Below are 14,859 nucleotides of genomic sequence, written 5' to 3'. Positions count from 1 at the left end.
GAAGGGAGGTGCCCGTGGCCCTTTGGGGGCCATAAAAGGCCAATGGGCGGACCCTCCCCCTGCCTGGGGACCGGGCCCTTTGGGGGCTCGCCCCGCGGCCCGCCCTTAAGATGGGGGCATGAGGATTCTCCTGGCCACGGACGGCTCCTTCCAGGCAAGGGGGGCGGAGGTGCTGGCGGAGTGGCTTGGCTACAAGCTCTCCGCCAAGCTGGTGGTCCTCTTCGTTCGCGACGCGCGCCTCATCCGGGTGCCGGAGCTTTTGGACTTCGGGGCCCTCACCATCCCCGTTCCCACCTACCGGGAGGAGCTGGAAAAGGCCCTGGCCGCTAAGGGGGAGGCCATCCTGGAGCGGCTCGGGAAGACAGCCCGGGAGGTGGGCCTCGAGGTGGAAGCCCTGGCGGAGACCGGCCTCCCCCACGAGGTCATCCTGCGCCACGCCCGCTCCGCCGACCTCCTGGTCCTGGGACGGAGCGGGGAGACCCACGGGGCGAGCTTCCTAGGCCTGGGCAGCACCGCCGACCGGGTCCTCCGGGCCTCCCCCGTCCCGGTGCTGGTGGCCCCGGTGGACTACGTGGAGCTCGCGGGGGCCATCCTGGGGTACAACGCCTCGGAAAGCGCGGTGCGGGCCCTGCACACCCTGGCCGCCTTGGCCAAGCCGCTGGGCCTCCTCGTGCGGGTGGTGAGCGTCCACGAGGATCCGCACCAGGCGGGGGCCTGGGCTCAGGAGGCGGAGACCTACCTGAAGGACCAGGGGGTGAGGGGCGAGGCCCTGGTCCTCTCCGGCGACCCGGCGGAGCACCTCCTGGCCCTCCAGGGCCCCTCCGACCTCCTGGCCCTGGGGGCCCCGGTGCGCCGCTTGGTCCTGGGAAGCACCGCGGAGCACGTGCTGCGCCACGCGGTGGGCCCTGTGCTCACGGTGCGCTGATCCCTAAGGGGGTTCTCCTGGTATAATGACCTTCCCCTCGAGGAGAGGAGGTGTTATGACCGTTCGCCAGGTGTTGCTCCGCAAGGGGAGCCAGGTGTACGCCGTTCCCCCCAAGGCCACGGTTTTGGAAGCCTTGCAGAAACTGGCCCAGCACGATGTGGGGGCCCTTCTGGTCATGGAGGGCGAGGCCCTGGTGGGCATCTTCTCCGAGCGGGACTACGCCCGCAGGTTGGTCCTCCTGGGGCGCTTTTCCAAGGACACCCGGGTGGAGGAGGTCATGACCCCCAACCCCATCACCATCGGGCCGGAGGCGGACCTCGCCGAGGTCATGCGCCTCATGACCGAGCGGCGCATCCGCCACCTCCCGGTGGTGGAGGAGGGGAAGGTGGTGGGGGTCATCTCCATCGGGGACGTGGTCAAGGCGGTCATCACGGAGCAGGAGGTGCTCATCGAGGGCCTCACCCGGTACGTGACGGAAAACCGCTAGAGGGGCTTTCCCCCGGGAACCCCCTGGACCGCAGGCCGCCCCTTGCGCTATCCTTGGGGCATGGCCTTTCCCGCCCCCCGCTGGTGGCCCGGCTAGGCCCCGGGGTGGAGGTGGCCTTTCCCCCGGGGTGCACCCCGGGGGTTTCCCTTGGGAGGTGGGATGGAGACCCTAAGGCCCTTCCGCAAGACCCGGCTCGCCGACCTGGAAACCCCGGTGACCGCCTACCTGAAGCTTTCGGAAAAGGCCCCGGTGAGCTTCCTTCTGGAGTCGGTGGAGCGGGGCAGGCAGAGCCGCTTCTCCATCGTGGGGGTGGGGGCCCGGCGCACCTTCCGCCTCAAGGATGGGACCTTCACGGTGAACGGGGAGCGGGTGGACGCGCAAGACCCCTTGCGCACCCTCTACGGGATGGTCCACGCCCCCCTGGAGCGCCCCCCCGACCTTCCCCCCTTCTTCGGCGGGGTGGTGGGGTACGCCGCCTACGACCTCATCCGCCACTACGAGCGCCTGCCCGCCCTGAAGCCCGACGACCTGGGCCTCCCCGACCTCCTCTTCGTGGAGCCCGAGGTGGTGGCGGTCTTCGACCACCTGAAAAGCCTCCTCCACCTGGTGGCCCCGGGGACGGACCCGGAGGAGGCCGAGGCCCGGCTCCTTTGGGCCGAGAAGAAGCTTAAAGGCCCGCTTCCCGGGGTGCCGGGGGAGCGGCCGGGGGGAAGGGCCCGCTTTGAGCCCGACATGGGCCGGGAGGAGTACCTAAGGGCGGTGGAAAGGGCCTTGGAGTACATCCAGGCCGGGGACATCTTCCAGGTGGTCCTCTCCTTACGGCTTTCCTCCCCTCTTACCGTGCACCCCTTTGCCCTATACCGGGCCCTTAGGAGCGTGAACCCGAGCCCCTACATGGGCTATTTGGACCTGGGGGAGGCGGTCTTGGTTTCGGCGAGCCCCGAAAGCCTTCTCCGCTCCGATGGCCGCAAGGTGGTCACCCGGCCCATCGCCGGCACAAGGCCCCGGGGAAAGGACGAGGAGGAGGACCAAAGGTTTGCGGAGGAGCTCCTACGGGATGAGAAGGAACGGGCGGAGCACGTGATGCTCCTGGACCTTTCCCGCAACGACATCGGCCGGGTTTCCGCCTTCGGCACGGTGCGCGTTCTGGAGCCCCTGCATGTGGAGGGGTACTCCCACGTGATGCACCTGGTGTCCACGGTGGAAGGGGTATTGGCGGGGGACAAGACCCCCCTGGACGCCCTGGCCAGCGTCCTCCCCATGGGCACGGTCTCGGGGGCCCCCAAGATAAGGGCCATGGAGATCATCGAGGAGCTGGAGCCCCACCGCCGGGGGCCCTACGGGGGAAGCTTTGGGTATCTGGCCTATGACGGGGCCATGGACGTGGCCCTCACCTTGCGCACCTTCGTGATCGCGGGCGGCCGGATGCACGTGCAGGCGGGGGCGGGCATCGTGGCGGACTCGGTGCCGGAAAGGGAGTACGAGGAGTGCTGGAACAAGGCGAGGGCCCTCCTGAGGGCGGTGGAGATGGCGGAGGAGGGGCTATGACCACCCCACCCTGGCCCAAGCCAGGGCGGGGGTCCCGAAAAGGAGGCGGGCAGGATGAGGGTGCTGGTGATCGACAACTACGACAGCTTCACCTACAACCTGGTGCAGTACCTGGGTGAGCTTGGGGCAGGCCCCATCGTGTGGCGGAACGACCGCTTTGCCCTGGAGGAGGTGGCGGCCTTGGACCCGGACCGCATCCTCATCAGCCCGGGTCCCTGCACCCCCCTGGAGGCGGGGCTTTCCCTACCCCTGATCGGCCGCTACGCCCCCCGCTACCCCATCCTGGGGGTCTGCCTGGGGCACCAGGCCATCGGCATGGCCTTCGGGGGGAAGGTGGTGCCCGCCCCCATCGTGATGCACGGCAAGGTGAGCGCCATCCACCACGACGGCACCGGCCTCTTCCGGGGCCTCCCGAGCCCCTTTCCCGCCACCCGCTACCACTCCCTGGTGGTGGAGGCGGTGCCGGAAGACCTCCTGGTGAACGCCTGGGTGGAAGAGGCGGGGGGGCGGACGGTGATGGGCTTCCGCCACCGCCACTACCCCACCCACGGGGTGCAGTTCCACCCGGAAAGCTACCTGACGGAAGCGGGTAAGCGCATCCTCAAAAACTTCCTGGAGGACCCATGGACGCGCTGAAGCGGGCGCTTTTGGGCGAGGTGCTCGGCGAGGAGGAGGCCCATGGCCTCATGCGGGCCATGATGGCCGGGGAGCTTTCCCCCGTGCAGGTGGCGGGGGTGCTCACCGCCCTGGCCCTGAGGGGGGAGACCCCCCAGGAGATCGCCGCCATGGCAAGGGCCATGCGGGAGGCGGCGAGGCCCTTGCCGGTGGGAAGGCGGCCCCTTTTGGACATCGTGGGCACGGGGGGGGACCACCAGGGGCTTTTGAACCTCTCCACCCTGGGGGCGCTGGTGGCGGCGGGGGGGGGGGTGGCGGTGGCCAAGCACGGGAACCGGGCGGCAAGCTCAAGAGCGGGCTCGGCGGACCTCCTCGAGGCCCTGGGGGTGGACCTGGAAGCCCCGCCCGAAAGGGTGGGGGAGGCCATCGAAGCGCTGGGCTTCGGCTTTCTCTTCGCCCGCCTCTTCCACCCCGCCATGCGCCACGTGGCCCCGGTGCGGGCGGAGCTTGGCATCCGCACCGTCTTCAACCTCTTAGGCCCCCTCACCAACCCCGCGGGGGCGGACCGGTACGTGCTGGGGGTTTTTAGCCCCAGGTGGCTTGCCCCCATGGCCGAGGCCTTGGCGCGCCTGGGGGCAGGGGGCCTGGTGGTCCACGGGGAGGGGGCGGACGAGCTGGTCCTGGGGGAGAACCAGGTGGTGGAGGTGGGGCGGGGGGCCTATGCCCTCACCCCCGAGGAGGTGGGCCTTCCCCGCTTGCCCCTCGAGGCCCTAAAGGGCGGCCCCCCCCAGGAGAACGCCCAGCTGGCCAAGGCCATTCTGCAGGGGAAGGAAAGGGGCCCCCACGCCCAAGGGGTGGCCCTGGCGGCGGGGGCGGGCTTCTACGCGGCGGGCAAGGTGGCCACCTTGGGGGAGGGGGTGCGCCTGGCCCGGGAGGTCCTGGCCTCGGGGGAGGCGTACCTGCTCCTGGAGCGCTACGTGGCCTTCTTAAGGGGCCGATAACCTTTCCGCCTTGCCCTTACGAAGCCAGGGTGGGGCCCCCATCGGAGTTCTCTGGGGTGGCCCTACACCCAGCTCACCGCCCCGAAGGTGTCCTCCCGCCTGGGGCTGGTGGAGAAGAGGACCACGGGCACCCCGGTGTATTCCTCGATGAGCTCCAGGTAGCGCCTTAGGGATGCGGGAAGGTCCTCCCGGCTTCGCACCCCAGAAAGCTCCCCCCAGCCCGGAAGCTCCAGGTAGCGCACGGCCTCGGGGCTCGCCTCTCCGGGCCGGGCCCCATCCAGGTATTCCACCGCCACCTTAATCCTGTCCAACCCGGAGAGCACGTCCAGCTTGGTGAGGGCCAGGCCGTCAAACCCGTTCACCTCACAGGCGTACTTGAGGGCTACCAGGTCCAGCCAGCCCACCCGCCTGGGCCGGCCCGTGGTGGTGCCGTACTCCCCGCCCCTTTCCCTTAAATAATGGGCCAGCTCCCCTTGGAGCTCCGTGGGGAAGGGACCCTCCCCCACCCTCGTGGCGTAGGCCTTGGCCACCCCGTAGACCTTGGTGATGGCCTTGTGGTTTAGCCCCGTGCCCACCAGGATGCCCCCCACCGTGGGGTGGGAGCTGGTCACGTAGGGGTAGGTGCCGTAGTTGAGGTCCAACAGGGTGGCCTGGGCCCCCTCAAAGAGAAGCCGCTTGCCTCGCTTGAGGGCTTCCCGCAAGAGGCTTCCGGTGTCCGCCACAAAGGGGGCCAGGATCTCCCGCATCCGATAGAGGTCGGCCATGGCCTTTTCCTCCGTGTCCCAGCCCGCTTCCCGGGTGGAGTTGGGCTTTTCCAAGAGAAGGCGGCGCACCCGTTCCCTTAACACCTCTTCCTTTAGGAGGTCCCCAGCCCGGATCCCCACCCTCCTGGCCCGGTCGGAATAGGCGGGGCCGATGCCCCGGCCAGTGGTGCCCACGAAGTTGTGGCGGCTTTCCACGTGCTTGTGGTGGGGGAGGACCAGGTGGGCCCTTTCCGAGACCAGGACCTGGGGCTTGAAGCCTTCCTTTTCCAGGGCGGAAAGCTCCTCCTGGAAGCGGAAGGGGTCGATGACCATCCCGTCCCCCAGCACGTTCACCGCATGGGGATGGATAACCCCCGAGGGCAGGAGGTTCAGCTTGAAAACCCGCCCCTCCGCCACCACCGTGTGGCCAGCGTTGGCCCCGCCCTGGTAGCGGATCACATAGTCGGCTTCCTGGGCCAGGGCGTCCACCACCTTGCCCTTGCCCTCGTCCCCCCACTGCGCCCCGATGATGGCGACTCCCGGCATCCTCTTAAGCTTACGCCAGGCGGAAGGGGTTGAAGTCCGTGTCCCGGTCGTAGACGTCCACCCCTTCGGTCCGCTTGAGGAACCCCACCGCCTTGTAGGTCAAGGGAAGCAGCAGGACCTCCACCCCCACCTTGAAGAGGTAGTTGGAGACGAAGACGGCCAGGAGCAGCTCCCCCGGCCAGACCCCATAGAAGGCCACCAGGAGGAAGATGGCCGTGTCCAGACCCTGGCCCACCAGGGTGGAGAGGAGGGCCCGGAACCAGAAGTGGCGCCCTTCGGTCCGCACCTTGAGCTTGGCCAGCAGGTAGGCGTTGGCGAACTCCCCCACCAGGTAGGCCAGGAGGCTCCCCAGGACGATCCTGGGGGCAAGGCCCAGGAGGAGGGTGAAGGCCTCCCCGTAGGCCTCCGTCCCCTCGGGAGCGGGGAGGGCAGCCACCATTTGGAAAGTGAGGGTGGCGAGGAGGAGGGTGAGGAAGCCAATCCAGATGACCCGGCGGCTTTTCCGGTAGCCGTAAACCTCGGTGAGCACGTCTCCGAGGATGTAGGCCAGAGGGAAGAGGAGGGTGCCCCCATCGAAGGTGAAAGGCCCCAGGGCCACCACCTTGGTGGAGGCGAGGTTGGAGGTGAGGAGGACGGTGGCGAAGAGGGCGGTGAGGAGGTCCAGGTACCTCACTCTTCCTCCGGGCGGAGGGAGGTGATGAAGGGCAGGTTGCGGTCGAACTGGGCCCGGTCCAGGCCGTAGCCGTAGACGTAGGCGTCCTCGATCTCAAAGCCCAGGTAGTGGATGGGCACCTCCACCTGGCGGCGGGCGGGCTTGGAGAGGAGGGCGGCCACCCGGATGGAGGCGGGCTTCCGGGCCTCGAGGTAGTCCAGGAGGTAGGCGAGGGTGAGCCCGGTGTCCACGATGTCCTCCACCACGATCACGTCCCGACCGTGGATGGGAAGCCTGAGGTCCTTGATGAGCTCCACCTCGCCGCTAGAGCGGTAGGCGTTCCCGTAGGAGCTGATGGCGATGAAGTCCAGGGTAAGGGGCAGGGGGATGGCCCGCACCAGGTCCGCGGTAAAGACGAAGGCCCCGTTCAGCACGCAGACCAGATGGGGGGTCTTGCCCTGATAGTCCCGGGCGATCTGGGCTCCCAGCTCCTGTACCCGTTTGGCGATGGCCTCGGCGCTGATCTGCACGGGTCCGTTCCCCGCGGCGAACATGCCCTTCATTCTAGCCCGCTTTCCCGCAAGAGAGCCGCCACCTCCTCCTCGGAGAGCCTGCGCCACCTCCCTGGGGGCAGATCCCCCAGGCGGATGGGGCCCACCCGGACCCGAAGGAGGCGCCGCACCGGGTAGCCCACCGCCCGGAGCATCCGCCGCACCTCCCGCTTCCTCCCCTCGGCCAGGGCGAGGAAGGCCCCCCCGGGGGCGGGGCGGCAGAAAAGGGCCCGGGCAGGGCCGTCTTCCAGCTCCACCCCCTGCACGAGCTTCCGGCAGACGGCCTCCGGCAGGCTGCCCCCCTCGGTCCAGACCCGGTAGACCTTCTTGACCCCGTGCCGGGGGTGGGTGAGGCGGAAGGTAAGCGCCCCGTCGTTGGTGAAGAGGAGGAGCCCCTCCGAGTCCCGGTCCAGGCGGCCTATGGGGTGGAGGCCGGGAATAGGGGGGAGGAGGTCGAAAACCGTCTTTTGGGCATAGGGGTCATGGCGGGTGGTGGTGTAGCCTTTGGGCTTGTGGAGGGCCAGGACCACCCGCTCCTTCGGGGGTTCCACCCGTTTCCCGTCCACCTCCACCAGGTCCCCCGGTCCCACCTTCTGCCCCAGGCGGGCCAGGGCCCCGTTCACCCGCACCCGGCCCTCGAGGATGAGGCCTTCCGCCTTCCTGCGGCTTCCCACCCCGGCCCGGGCCAGGAAGGCTTGCAGGCGTATCATGGGAACTTGGGCGGACGCTTTTCCTTGAGGGCCTTCAGGCCCTCCTCCAGCTCTTTACCGGAAAACCCCAGAAACTCCAGGGCCAAGGACACCTCAAAGTGGGGCACGAAGGTGCGGAGCCATCCGTTCAGGGCGTGCTTGGTGAGGCTTAAGGCCTCCTTGGGGCCTTCGGCCAGGCGGGTGGCCACCTCCAGGGCCTTGGCGTAGACCTCCCCGTCCTCCACCGCCAGGGCCACGAGGCCGAGCCTTTCTGCCTCCTCCCCGGTGAGGGGTTCGTTCAGGAGGAGATGGTACTTGGCCTTGGCCAGGCCCACCAGAAGCGGCCAGAGGAGGACGGCGTGGTCCCCCGCCGCCACCCCCAGGCGCAGGTGGCCGTCCAGGAGCTTTGCCCCCTTGCCCGCCACCGCCACGTCCGCGGCCAGGACCAAGGCCAGCCCTGCCCCCACCGCCACCCCCTCCACCGCGGCCACCACCGGCCTCGGGAAGTTGATGGGGCCCAAGACGAGCTCCCGGGCCTCCCAGAGAACCCGCATCAGGGCCTCGTGGGAGGCGCGCATCTCCTCGATGAGGGCGAAGGAACCCCCGGCGGAGAAGACCCCGCCTTCCCCCCGGAGGAGGACGGCCCGGACCTCCTCCTGGGCCTCGAGGTCCCGCCACACCCGGGAAAGCTCCCGGTGGAGAGCGGGGCCCATGGCGTTGAGCTTTTCCCCCCCAAAGGCGATCTCCAGCACCCCCGGCCGGGGCCAGGCGAAGCCCAGGCTTGGGTACCGGTTTCCCAGGGTCGTGATATCCATCGTACCCTCCTCTAACACATGGTGAGCCCGCCGCTGACGCTCAGGGTTTGGCCAGTGATAAAGCCGGCCTTTGCGGAGGCTAGAAAGAGCACCGCCTCTGCTACCTCCTCTGGCTGGGCCAGGCGCCGCATGGGGGTGGCCCGGACCATGGCCTCGAAGAGCCCCTCGTGCCCCTGGCGTAGGGCGTGGAGAAGAGGGGTATCTGTGAGCCCTGGGGCCACGGCGTTAACCCGAACGCCGTATCGGGCCACCTCCCGGGCCAGGGCCTTGGTGAAGGCGATCACCGCACCTTTGGCTCCCGAGTAGACCGCTTCTCCCGAACTCCCTACCCGCCCTGCGTCCGAGGCCACGTTCACAATGGCTCCCCTGCCCCTGGCCACCATTTGGGGCAGCACCTGGCGGCAAACGTGCAGAACCCCTTTGAAGTTCACGGCAAGGATCTCCTCCCAGAGCGGTTCTTCGGTTTCCAAAAAGGGTGCGATCCGGTCCACCCCTGCTGCGTTCACCAAGACCTCCAGCTCGCCAAAGGCCCTCAAGGCTGCTTCCACACCTTTGACCACGCTCTCCTTCAAGCGGACGTCCATGGAAATGGGAAGCGCCTCGGCCTCCAGAGCTCTGGCCGCTTCGGCCACCCGGGCTGCCCCTTCCCCGTTGAGGTCGGCCACCGCCACCCTAGCTCCTTCCCGGGCCAAAGCCAAGGCCACGGCCCGTCCAATCCCTGAGGCCCCGCCCGTCACCAAGGCCCCCACTCCCTTAAATGCTCCCATGGGTCCAAGCATAAGGCGGAAGGTTGCCGGATGGTAGAATCCCCTAGGCATGGCCCTTTACGCGGTGGACAAGCCCCTCCACCTGACCTCGCACGACGCGGTGGAGGAGGCCAGAAGGCGCCTCGGCACCCGCCGGGTGGGGCACACGGGCACCCTGGACCCCTTGGCCACGGGGCTCCTCCTCCTGGTTTCCGAGGAAAGCACCAAGCTGGTGCCCTACCTCTCGGGGGAGGACAAGGAGTACCTGGCCTGGATCTCCTTCGGGGCCACCACGCCCACCCTGGATGCGGAGGGGCCCGTAAGCGGGGAGGCCCCGGTGCGCTTCGACCGCAAGGATCTGGAGAGCGCGCTCCCCTCGTTTCTCTCCCTCAGGGAGCAGGTCCCCCCCCTCTACTCCGCCATCAAGGTGGGGGGTAAGCGGGCCTACGAGGCGGCCCGGGAGGGGAGGCCTCTGGAACTTGGGCCCCGTCCGGTCCGGTACCTGGAGGTGGAGCTTCTGGCCTTTGACCCCGAGCCCACCCCCCACCCCATCGCCCCCTCGGCCAGGGGCTGGCGCCTGGCGGAAAAGGGGGGGCGGAAGGTGGAACTCCCCGCTCCTCTGGGCCCCTACCCCACCGCGGTGGTCCGCCTGGTGGTGGGTCCCGGCACCTACGTGCGGGCCTTTGCCCGCGACCTGGGAGAAAGGCTCAGGACCAAAGCCTTCTTGGCGGGGCTGGTGCGCACCCGCATCGGCAAGGTGGGTTTGGAGCGGGCGGTGCGGCTTTCCGAGCTTTCCCCGGACAAGGCCATTCCTGAGCCGGATGTCCTGCCCTTCCCCGTGGTGGAGCTTTCCCACACCGAGGCCCGGCGCGTCCTGGAGGGGGTACCCCTGCCCATCCCCGCCCTGGGCTATGTGACCCTGGTGGACTCGAGGCGGCGGCTTCTGGCCATCGCCGAGGGCGACGGCTTCAAGCTCAAGATCAAGCGGGTGTTGGTCAAGGAGGCCTAGTATGGTGATCGGCGTGCCCAAGGAGATCAAGACCCTGGAAAACCGCGTGGCCCTGACCCCAGGTGGCGTGGAAAGCCTGGTCCGCCGCGGCCACACCGTCTTGGTGGAGCGGGGGGCCGGGATGGGTTCGGGGCTATCCGACGCGGAGTACGAGCGGGCCGGGGCGGAGCTGGTGGGCCGGGAGGAGGCCTGGGGGGCGGAGCTGGTGGTGAAGGTGAAGGAGCCCCTGCCCGAGGAGTACCCCTTCCTGCGGGAGGGGCTCATCCTCTTCACCTACCTGCACCTGGCCGCGGATCGCGGCCTCACCGAGGCCATGCTGCGAAGCGGGGTCACGGGGATCGCCTACGAGACGGTGCAGCTCCCGGATGGCTCCCTGCCCCTCCTCGTCCCCATGAGCGAGGTGGCGGGGCGCATGGCCCCCCAGGTGGGGGCCCAGTTCCTGGAGAAACCCCACGGGGGCCGGGGGGTGCTCCTCGGGGGGGTGCCCGGGGTGGCCCCGGCCAGCGTGGTGATCCTGGGGGGCGGGACCGTGGGCACCAACGCCGCCAAGATCGCCCTGGGCATGGGGGCCCAGGTGACCCTTCTGGACGTGAACCACCGGAGGCTCCAGTACCTGGACGACGTCTTCGGGGGAAGGGTCATCACCCTCACCGCCACCGAGGCCAACATCAAGCGGAGCGTCCAGCACGCGGACCTCCTCATCGGGGCGGTTCTGGTGCCGGGGGCCAAGGCCCCCAAGCTCGTCACCCGGGACATGCTCCCCCTGATGAAGGAGGGGGCGGTGATCGTGGACGTGGCCGTGGACCAGGGGGGGTGCGTGGAGACCATCCGCCCCACCACCCACGCGGAGCCCACCTACCTGGTGGAGGGGGTGGTGCACTACGGGGTGGCCAACATGCCGGGGGCGGTGCCCAGGACCAGCACCTTCGCCCTCACCAACCAGACCCTGCCCTACGTGCTGCGGCTGGCGGAGAAGGGCCTGGCGGCCCTTTTGGAAGACGGGGCCCTCCTCAAGGGGCTCAACACCCACCAGGGGCGCCTCACCCACCCGGGGGTGGCCGAGGCCTTCGGCCTACCCTACACCCCCCCGGAGGAGGCCCTGAGGAGGTAGGATGCCAGGGCGCGTGACCCTTACGGAAAACGCTTTGGCCGCCCTCCTGGCCCTGGCGGCCCACGAAGTGCCGGGGGTGGTGGGCATGGCCCCGGCGGGGCTCAAGGACCAGGTGGTGCGCATCCTGGGACGGCAGGAGGCCAGCGAAGGGGTGGTGGTGCGCCAGGACCCGGCGAGCCCCGGGAAGTACACCGCGGACTTCTACGTGGTGGTAGCCCTGGGCACCCGCATCCCCGCGGTGGTGGAGTCCTTGGCGGAACGGGTGGCCTTCGCCGCGGAGCGGTTCGCCGGGGTGGAGCTTTCCCAGGTGCGGGTCCACGTGGTGGGGGTGGGGCGTGGCTAGCTGGACCCCGGGGGAGCTGGCGGAGGCCTTCCGCTACGCCACGGACTGGTTCCGGGTCTACGTGGAGGAGCTCAATGCCCTCAACGTCTACCCCGTGCCCGACGGGGACACGGGTACCAACATGCACCTCACCCTGGAGGCCGTCCGGCGGGAGCTGGACCTCGCCGACACCTCCCGGATGCCCGAAGTGGCCCGGGCCATCGCCTACGGGAGCCTCCTGGGGGCCCGGGGCAACAGCGGGGTGATCCTCTCCCAGATCCTGAAGGGCTTCGCCGAGGCCATCCGCCGGAAGGACCTTCTGGACGCATCCATCCTGAGGGAGGCTCTGCGCCTGGGGGCGGAGACGGGCTACCGGGCGGTGATGAAGCCCGTGGAGGGCACCATCCTCACCGTGGCCCGGGCGGCAGGGGAGGGGGCCAAGGGGGAGGGCCTCGAGGCCACCTTGGAGAGCGCCTTGGCGGCCGCGAAGGAGGCCCTGGAGAGGACGCCCGAGCTTCTCCCAGTCCTCAAGCAGGCGGGGGTGGTGGACGCGGGGGGCGCGGGGTACGTGCGTTTCCTGGAGGGCCTCAGGGGCTACGCCTTGAGGCTCCCTCTCCCCGAGCCCCCCAAGGTGGAGCGCTACGCCCAGACGGCCTTCGCCACCGAGGCCTTCGGCTACTGCACGGAGTTCCTCATGGAGGGGGTGGAGGTGCCCATCGAGCGGATCCAAGAGGCCGTGGCCCCTTTCGGGGATTCCCTCCTGGTGGTGGGGGCCGAGGGCTATGTGAAGGGGCACATCCACACCGATGACCCCGATGGCCTCCTGGCCGCCGTGGCCCGCTTTGGCCGCATGGTGCGCACCAAGGTGGAGGACATGACCCAGCAGCACACGGAGATCCTGGCCATGGCCGGGGCGGCGGCGGAGGCCCCGCCCCCCACGGGCCTTTTGGCCGTGGCCCTGGGGCACGGGGTGGCCCGGGCCTTCCGCAGCCTGGGAGCCCGGGTGGTGGCGGGGGGGCAGACGCAAAACCCCAGCGTGGAGGACCTCCTTTCCGCCATCAGGAGCCTCCCCAACCCCAAGGCCATCCTTCTGCCCAACAACCCCAACGTCTTCCTGGCGGCGGAGGAGGCGGCAAGGCTCGCCGGGGAGGGGGGGAAGGAGGTCCACGTCCTCAGGACCCGCACCATGGGCCAGGGCCTGGCGGCGGCGGTGCGCTACTTCCCCGAGGGGGAGCCGGAAGAGCTCCTGCCGGAGATGGAGGCGGCCATGGCGGGGGCCAGGACCCTGGAGGTCACCTGGGCCAGCCGGGACGCCGAGGTGGACGGGGTGAAGGTGCTCAAGGACAAGCCCATCGGCCTCCTGGACGGCCGGCTGGTCCTGGTGGGGGAGACCCCGGAGGAGGTCCTGGAGGGCCTCGTGCGCCTGGCGGGGGAGGGTAAGGAGATCCTCACCCTTTTCCTGGGACCGGATACCCCCAAGGAGCCCGCCCAGGCCTTGGCGGAGAGGTTTCCCGCCCTGGCGGTGGAGATCCTCCCCGGGGGGCCCGACCTCTACGCCTACCTGGGGGTCTTGGAGTAGCTAAAGGGAAGCCTAACCCCCGAAGGGCCCCGTCGCGCTAAAGTGGGGGAGAAAGGTGGCCATGCGGCTTGCCCTCTGGACCCTCCTCCTCTTGCCCCTTGCGGCCTGCAACCTCCAGGGGCCGCCCCCGGTGAGGGACGGGCTGGCCGTGGGGGAGAGGCGGCTGGTGGACCTGGAAGCCGCCCGGGTGGGAGCGGGGGACCGGGTAAGCCCCAGCGTCCGCGTGTACTGGCTGCGGCTGGAGGAGGACGGGGCGGTGAGGGTGGGCGCGGTCTCCCAGGGGCTCGGCCTCCAGGCCCGCCTCCGCCTGCTCCTCCTGGACGAGCGGGGGGTGGTGCAGGCGGTGAGCGTGGCCCCCCACTGGTTCGCCGCCGAGCCGGGGGTGGCCCCCTTGGGCCTGGCCCCCCAGATCGCCACAAGCCCCGCCGACCCCGGGGTCCGCCTCAACCTCCGGGGGCAGGCGGGCCAGGTCTTCCAGCTGCGGGTGGAAAACTACGCTCCCAGGGCCGACCGCGTCCGCCTCTACGCTCAGGCCTTCACTCCCAACCCCGCAGGCCAGGGGGAGGCTTTCACCGCGGGAAGCCGGACCGGGGCCATCGAGTTTGCCCGGCAGTTCGACCGCTACGATGTTTCCCAGGCCAGCGGGTACCTGCGCCTCGCCTACGCCGGTCCCCTGGACCTGGTGGCCCTCCTCTACCGAGGCCCCGGCGATCCCGCTCCCCGGGCCCTGGATCCCCTGCGCAACTGTGCCCCCGTCGACGGGGCTACCCTCCTGGTGGTCCGCGACCGGGCCCTGGTCCGGGCGGGGTTTGACGAGGAGGGCAGCGGCCGCTACACCCTGAGCCTGTCCGCCACCCCTTGCCCCTAGGGCCTCTTTGAGCGGTTTGAGCCCTGGCTAAAGGCCCCTTAGTCTTCTCTTATCCCGGAACCCGGGATCTTGTCCCTGTGCGGCGGCGCTGATAAGATATTGGACACAGTCTATCTCCCTCTGTCCCCCATCCCATGAGGGGATGACCTCATCTTTCTCACGGCTTTCCGGGAATCTCCCGCATACTCAGGGGCGTTATGCGGGGCTTCCTCCTCGTGCTTCTCTTCGCCCTGGCCCTTTTCCAAGCCGTGGCCCAGTCCTCCGGGCGACGGGTGATGGTTTTGGAGGCCACCGCCTACACCTCGAGCCCCCGGGAGACCTGGGGCAATCCCTTCGTCACCGCCACGGGTACCCGGACCCGCATCGGCGTCTTGGCGGTGAGCCGCGACCTGCTCGGCGTCCTGCCCTACGGTACCCGGGTGCGCCTCCGGGACCTGGGCACGGTCCACGGGAGGGGGAAGGGGCAGTTCGACCCCTTTTTCCGCGAGGTGGTCTTCGTCGTTGAGGACACCATGAACGCCCGCTGGCGCAACCGGGTGGACGTGTGGATGCCCGACCGGGCCACCGCCCTCCGCTTTGGGCGCAGGCTCGTGGAGCTGGAGGTGGTGGAGCTGCCGCAGCGCTGAGGGCCGCCCCTGGTCCCCAGGGAGGC

General features: G+C 69.5%; 17 protein-coding genes. 11 read left to right on the top strand and 6 right to left on the bottom strand.

All coding sequences use genetic code 11. The features are described from left to right. Positions 1 to 118: 118 nt before the first annotated feature. The 5 genes from ETP66_RS08930 (at position 119) to trpD (ending at position 4,576) form a co-directional block, all read left to right on the top strand. On the top strand, positions 119 to 925 hold the full coding sequence (locus ETP66_RS08930) for a universal stress protein (RefSeq protein ID WP_130842292.1): 807 nt from the start codon (positions 119 to 121) through the stop codon (positions 923 to 925). A 55-nt stretch (positions 926 to 980) separates the two neighbouring features. After that, complete coding sequence (locus ETP66_RS08925) at positions 981 to 1,412, top strand: CBS domain-containing protein (RefSeq protein ID WP_130842291.1); 432 nt, start codon at positions 981 to 983, stop codon at positions 1,410 to 1,412. A 159-nt stretch (positions 1,413 to 1,571) separates the two neighbouring features. Beyond that, positions 1,572 to 2,960, top strand: coding sequence for an anthranilate synthase component I (gene trpE, locus ETP66_RS08920; RefSeq protein WP_130842290.1), 1,389 nt, complete (start codon positions 1,572 to 1,574; stop codon positions 2,958 to 2,960). A 54-nt stretch (positions 2,961 to 3,014) separates the two neighbouring features. Further along, on the top strand, positions 3,015 to 3,596 hold the full coding sequence (locus tag ETP66_RS08915; RefSeq protein WP_130842289.1) for an anthranilate synthase component II: 582 nt from the start codon (positions 3,015 to 3,017) through the stop codon (positions 3,594 to 3,596). Then, positions 3,584 to 4,576 carry an anthranilate phosphoribosyltransferase gene (gene trpD / locus ETP66_RS08910; protein ID WP_130842288.1) on the top strand — a complete coding sequence of 331 codons (993 nt, stop codon included), beginning with the start codon at positions 3,584 to 3,586 and terminating at the stop codon, positions 4,574 to 4,576. The genes ETP66_RS08915 and trpD overlap by 13 nt, the downstream gene beginning before the upstream one ends. Positions 4,577 to 4,638: 62 nt before the next feature. Here the strand turns inward: trpD and ETP66_RS08905 are convergent, their stop codons facing one another. The 6 genes from ETP66_RS08905 to ETP66_RS08880 are packed head-to-tail and all read right to left on the bottom strand — an operon-like array spanning position 4,639 to position 9,339. Further along, positions 4,639 to 5,865 (bottom strand): adenylosuccinate synthase, encoded by a 1,227-nt coding sequence (locus ETP66_RS08905; protein WP_130842287.1) that lies wholly within the window; start codon positions 5,863 to 5,865, stop codon positions 4,639 to 4,641. 10 nt (positions 5,866 to 5,875) lie between these two features. Next, positions 5,876 to 6,538, bottom strand: coding sequence for a queuosine precursor transporter (locus ETP66_RS08900; RefSeq protein ID WP_130842286.1), 663 nt, complete (start codon positions 6,536 to 6,538; stop codon positions 5,876 to 5,878). Then, positions 6,535 to 7,080 carry a hypoxanthine phosphoribosyltransferase gene (hpt, locus tag ETP66_RS08895; protein ID WP_130842285.1) on the bottom strand — a complete coding sequence of 182 codons (546 nt, stop codon included), beginning with the start codon at positions 7,078 to 7,080 and terminating at the stop codon, positions 6,535 to 6,537. Before hpt ends, ETP66_RS08900 begins: the two co-directional genes overlap by 4 nt. Then, the gene (locus tag ETP66_RS08890) at positions 7,077 to 7,778 is read right to left on the bottom strand and encodes a pseudouridine synthase (protein WP_130842284.1); all 702 of its coding nucleotides are present in this window, start codon (positions 7,776 to 7,778) and stop codon (positions 7,077 to 7,079) included. Before ETP66_RS08890 ends, hpt begins: the two co-directional genes overlap by 4 nt. Beyond that, positions 7,775 to 8,572: an enoyl-CoA hydratase/isomerase family protein gene (locus ETP66_RS08885; RefSeq protein ID WP_130842283.1), complete on the bottom strand. Its 798-nt coding sequence runs from the start codon at positions 8,570 to 8,572 to the stop codon at positions 7,775 to 7,777. Before ETP66_RS08885 ends, ETP66_RS08890 begins: the two co-directional genes overlap by 4 nt. Before the next feature lie 11 nt (positions 8,573 to 8,583). Next, complete coding sequence (locus ETP66_RS08880) at positions 8,584 to 9,339, bottom strand: SDR family NAD(P)-dependent oxidoreductase (RefSeq protein WP_130842282.1); 756 nt, start codon at positions 9,337 to 9,339, stop codon at positions 8,584 to 8,586. A 49-nt stretch (positions 9,340 to 9,388) separates the two neighbouring features. Between ETP66_RS08880 and truB the strand changes: the two genes are divergently transcribed. From truB to ETP66_RS08850, 6 genes are all read left to right on the top strand, one after another. Further along, complete coding sequence (gene truB / locus ETP66_RS08875) at positions 9,389 to 10,327, top strand: tRNA pseudouridine(55) synthase TruB (RefSeq protein WP_130842281.1); 939 nt, start codon at positions 9,389 to 9,391, stop codon at positions 10,325 to 10,327. 1 nt (position 10,328) lies between these two features. Then, the gene (gene ald, locus ETP66_RS08870; protein ID WP_130842280.1) at positions 10,329 to 11,438 is read left to right on the top strand and encodes an alanine dehydrogenase; all 1,110 of its coding nucleotides are present in this window, start codon (positions 10,329 to 10,331) and stop codon (positions 11,436 to 11,438) included. Position 11,439: 1 nt separating this feature from the next. Then, positions 11,440 to 11,781 (top strand): Asp23/Gls24 family envelope stress response protein, encoded by a 342-nt coding sequence (locus ETP66_RS08865; RefSeq protein WP_130842279.1) that lies wholly within the window; start codon positions 11,440 to 11,442, stop codon positions 11,779 to 11,781. Beyond that, entirely contained in the window at positions 11,774 to 13,339 is a 1,566-nt protein-coding gene (locus ETP66_RS08860; protein ID WP_130842278.1) for a DAK2 domain-containing protein, read from the top strand. Before ETP66_RS08865 ends, ETP66_RS08860 begins: the two co-directional genes overlap by 8 nt. Positions 13,340 to 13,400: 61 nt before the next feature. Beyond that, the gene (locus tag ETP66_RS08855; protein ID WP_130842277.1) at positions 13,401 to 14,207 is read left to right on the top strand and encodes a hypothetical protein; all 807 of its coding nucleotides are present in this window, start codon (positions 13,401 to 13,403) and stop codon (positions 14,205 to 14,207) included. A gap of 197 nt (positions 14,208 to 14,404) precedes the next feature. Continuing rightward, positions 14,405 to 14,833 (top strand): 3D domain-containing protein, encoded by a 429-nt coding sequence (locus tag ETP66_RS08850; RefSeq protein ID WP_201738516.1) that lies wholly within the window; start codon positions 14,405 to 14,407, stop codon positions 14,831 to 14,833. Positions 14,834 to 14,859: the final 26 nt, after the last annotated feature.

The organism is Thermus thermamylovorans (genome assembly GCF_004307015.1).
Taxonomy (GTDB): Bacteria; Deinococcota; Deinococci; order Deinococcales; family Thermaceae; genus Thermus; species Thermus thermamylovorans.
The sequence above is the reverse complement of the archived record's forward strand: the minus strand, read 5'-3'. Positions and strand labels throughout refer to the sequence as shown.